General features: G+C 38.9%; 4 protein-coding genes. All 4 read left to right on the plus strand.

Annotated elements, in window-relative coordinates:
• Nucleotides 1-147: 147 nt before the first annotated feature.
• The 4 genes from FFR00_RS21440 to FFR00_RS21455 all read left to right on the plus strand — a co-directional run bounded on the left by FFR00_RS21440 (nucleotide 148) and on the right by FFR00_RS21455 (nucleotide 3,816).
• Nucleotides 148-1,029 (plus strand): DUF6602 domain-containing protein, encoded by an 882-nt coding sequence (locus FFR00_RS21440; RefSeq protein ID WP_137675453.1) that lies wholly within the window; start codon nucleotides 148-150, stop codon nucleotides 1,027-1,029.
• A 94-nt stretch (nucleotides 1,030-1,123) separates the two neighbouring features.
• On the plus strand, nucleotides 1,124-1,717 hold the full coding sequence (locus tag FFR00_RS21445; RefSeq protein WP_137675454.1) for a hypothetical protein: 594 nt from the start codon (nucleotides 1,124-1,126) through the stop codon (nucleotides 1,715-1,717).
• Nucleotides 1,718-1,763: 46 nt separating this feature from the next.
• Nucleotides 1,764-2,950, plus strand: a protein-coding gene (locus FFR00_RS21450) for an IS3 family transposase (protein ID WP_137675455.1) whose coding sequence is annotated in 2 segments (ribosomal slippage) — nucleotides 1,764-2,049 and nucleotides 2,049-2,950 — 1,188 coding nt in all. Because the reading frame shifts where the segments join, the coding sequence is not laid out codon by codon here.
• 122 nt (nucleotides 2,951-3,072) lie between these two features.
• On the plus strand, nucleotides 3,073-3,816 hold the full coding sequence (locus tag FFR00_RS21455) for a hypothetical protein (RefSeq protein ID WP_137675456.1): 744 nt from the start codon (nucleotides 3,073-3,075) through the stop codon (nucleotides 3,814-3,816).
• Nucleotides 3,817-4,029 lie beyond the last annotated feature (213 nt).

A 4,029-nucleotide genomic window follows, 5' to 3' on the forward strand; every position in this document is an offset into this window, starting at 1 on the left:
TAGATGTAGACATGTCGATCTCCTGTTCTGTTAAGACTTTGCATCTAACAGTGTGGCTCTAGTTTGACTAACCCACGATAAACGCAGGAGGTCGGCACTTTCACCGGGGATCATTATGTCTAGAGTTACTTCAGATTTGGATTAAGTATGGATGGCATAAGAATACAAAATTATTGGTCTCAAGAAGTCGAAGCACTTATCGCTACCTATAAGCAGTTTGAAACACTAATCCCATCAGATAAACATGAAGGGGCCGCTCATCATGGCGAGGATGGACGTTTTGTTGAAGACCTAATTCAGGAGTATTTTTCAAAATACCTACCTAAGGGATTAGAGGTATTAACTGGTTTTATTTTACGACCAGCTGTTAAAACTGGTGTCAGCGGAAGAGAGCGACGAAATGATTCTGATGAGCACTCATCTCAACTAGATATAATCGTATATGACTCAGAGTGTTACCCAGTATTTCAGAGATTTGGTAATAGTGTAATAGTCCCACCTGAAGGCGTTGTTGCAATTTTATCAGTAAAAAAACATCTAAATGATGGTGATGTTAAAAAAGAATGTGAAGCACTTTGGGCCGCATCGAAACTTTGCAGAACACAGAGCTCTAATGACCCAAATGATAAAGTACGTGGTCCGTACCTTGCGTTAATATGTATGAGTTCAAAAATCGATAAAAAGAAGACTGACAATCTAGACTGGATTTTTCAAAAGGTCACTGAGGCTTACTCAAAAGATGAAACGCCAAAATTTGATGATCTAGTTGGATATATTGGTTCGTTAAGTGAGTGGAGTATATTTAAGAGAAGACCTAAAGGAAAAAAGGTTGTTAAGGCCGAATTCGTAAATCTCTTACACAAGGAAGGAGAATCTCATTTAGGTCTCCAATTTATATTAACCGGAGTTCTTTCTGTATTTTATGATGAAACGAGAAAGAATATCCGCCGCCCTGGGTTCACAGCATTTCCATCCGGCCGAAATCATGATAAATCAATGGGCGAGATCGAGTGTGATGGTGAAAGGTAACTCTAACAAGTTGCTGCACTCGGACAAATTACTCGCTTCGCTCCTAATTTTCCGGTGAGCAAGGCGTTATAACCCTAGGTAATCACGAGGCATTATGGGATATCGAGTTTCATCTTTAAATAAAATACCAAAAGTACCAGGCATTGAATTCTATTTATATGTCGTTGGTGATATTAGTTGGAAAACAGGGTTTACCAAAGCATTGATGGATAACTTTGATACACTGGCAAAACAGTTAGGCGAGAAAGGTGCTGTTATTGCACCACATGAAGGTATGGATTTAACTGAAGACCTTTCTGAATGTGTTAATGCTCTAGCTTTTAAAAACAATGACATTAGAGATATGCTTTCTACTGGTAAAGGGCTTGGTTTGTTGTTTACCTCTGCTCACCCAAATGATTTAACAGCAGAAGACATTATTCTCTATTCTCCAGTGGAGATGATAGACAAGCATTTTAATACACTTGAGCAGTTTTTTGGTGAACTATGTGCTTATGTGGAAAACGGTGATACAGACTTTATCAATAAATTTACTGAGTCAAGAAGTGGAATGGTTGCAGAAACAGTTGAGTTAATAGATCTAAACCCGAACTTTTTTGGTGTTGGTGTAAACTTAAATCCTCTAAAAACTAAAGCGGTAGGCTGGATGAAATCGGGTTATAACAAGGCATTTAAACGGAACTTGTAGTTGATCCGATTCAGTAGACACTTCACTCAAACAAGATGAGGTGTTTATGCCAGCTTATAAAACAGGTAAAAAAACTCAGCAATACACAACTGAATTCAAAGCAACCGCCGTTAAATTAACCCACTTGGCAGGTGCTACAGTTAAAGGAGTTGCAGAGTCACTCGACATTCATCCGTTCATGTTATCTCGGTGGCGAAAGGATTATCGCGAGGGGAAAATCATGTCTGATAGAAGACGGAAAAAACTAAGCAAACCCATGAATCTTTCTGAAAATGAAAAAATTGCTGAACTTCAAAAGAAAGTAAAACAACTTGAACTGGAGAATGATTTGCTAAAAAAGTGGCAACGATTCGTCGCGGAGGAAAGTCGACGAAATTCCGATTCATAAGCCATTATAAGCAACGCTTTCCCATCACCATGATGTGCCGATTTCTTAAGGTGTCTCGCTCTGGTTACTATGCCTTCTGTAAGCGAAAAGTGAGCCGCCACTGGCTCGTTGATAAGCAACTCGCCTATCGGATAGAGAAGATATTTACCAAGAGCAGAGAGACTTATGGCAGTCCTCGCGTCCATGCAGAATTAAAGCGAGCAGGTATCCACACCAGCAAAAAACGCGTGGCGAGGTTGATGAGAGAGCGCGGCCTTAAAGCCCGTTGTTCAAGGGTTTACATTAAAATGGCTAAGCTACATCGATTCTATCAATCGATAAAAAATATTCGCAAAGATATGCCAAAACCAACTGCTGTTAACGAACAATGGGCAGGAGACTTAACCTATATTCGTCAAGGTAATCGTTGGTTATACCTAGCAGTAGTCATAGACCTATATTCACGAAAAGTGATTGGTTGGTCGATGAATCACCGTAAAACAACAGCAGTAACGATGGCGTCGTTGCACATGGCTTTTAGAAATAGAAAGCCACAGGCTGGATTGGTGTTTCACACTGACAGAGGCGCAGAGTATCGCGCTCATGAAGTTCAATCACTGTTAAGTAAGTACGGCGTAACACCGAGTATGAATCGACCAGGGCATTGTACAGACAACGCAGAAATGGAATCGTTTTTTCATACCTTAAAAGGAGAACTCATTAAATCGAATCACTTTACAAGTGAATGGGATTTGAGAGATAAAGTAGCAGGATATGTACAACATTTTTATAATCGATTTCGACTGCACTCAAGTTTAAAATACTTAAGTCCAGTAGAATACGAAGGTAGAGCAAAGGAAGCGTAACCCGTGTCTACTTTATCGGGGGAAGATCAACTAAAACAGTTGGTTAGGTTTCGCTTCGCTACACATTTTAACCAACAATTTTAGTCCGCTTAATGCGGCGTTATAACTTCAGGGAGTATCGTATGAGAATTTTAGTTTTTTGCGCATTTATCATGTTAATTCAGGGGTGCGCCTCAACACAGGGAATTGCTTCAAAAGAAGTGGCTGCAAAAAGTAAGATATTTATAGCAAGCCAACTAAATAATGAATTCAATTTCCAAGTAACAGGAACAACTGCATTTCAAAATAAAAAGTTCGCAGCCAATGTTGAGCACTGGGAATTAAACTCTCACGTTGAAAACAGAGTTATAAATCAATTAAAAGGTGTTTACAGTCCTCAAACTTATAACCAAATAAACGACCAGCTAACTATCCCTTCGGACAATTATCTAACTGGTTACTCCAATGCAATGACAAGTGAAAATGGTTTAAATATTCTTAAAAAACAAGGTTTTGACTACGTTTTATTCATTACATCTATTGATTTTCAAGATGCATATTATCAAACAAACCAGTATGTAGAAGGCTATGGTATTTATAATCGTAGTTTCTTTGGTTCAGACAATAAAATTGTTTATTCACAAATCAGTTTCACATTATTTGATGTAAATACAGGAAAGTTTTTAGCATCTAATGGAGATACTGGTCATAATGGCGGTGACTCTGTTTGGATCACTCACAAGAATATTACTATTTCAAAAGACATATCAAACCTTGAGCAACTAAATGAAATAGTTGAAAACTATAAAAGTGATGTATTTACACTAACTAATAACTTGGTGGATAAAAGCATAAAATATATGGGATTTCAGGTGCAGAAGCTATAACAAACGCATCAACGCATTGGACTAGTAACGCTTGGCTTGGTTCGTGCCTCACCAATTTTAGCCAAGCGTTATTAGCCCGTTATGCGGGCGTTGGTATGACTCCCCATGTCAAGTTGAGCGCCTAAACCCCTAGCTCGTGTGAACCATTGCTCTTTGCCTAAAGGGCGAGTTAATGCATGAGCTTGAAGCAAGTAAGTTCGTCGGTTCTCATGC

Origin of the sequence: Agarivorans sp. Toyoura001 (assembly GCF_005405585.1) — a bacterium.
In the GTDB taxonomy this organism is placed as follows: Bacteria; Pseudomonadota; Gammaproteobacteria; order Enterobacterales; family Celerinatantimonadaceae; genus Agarivorans.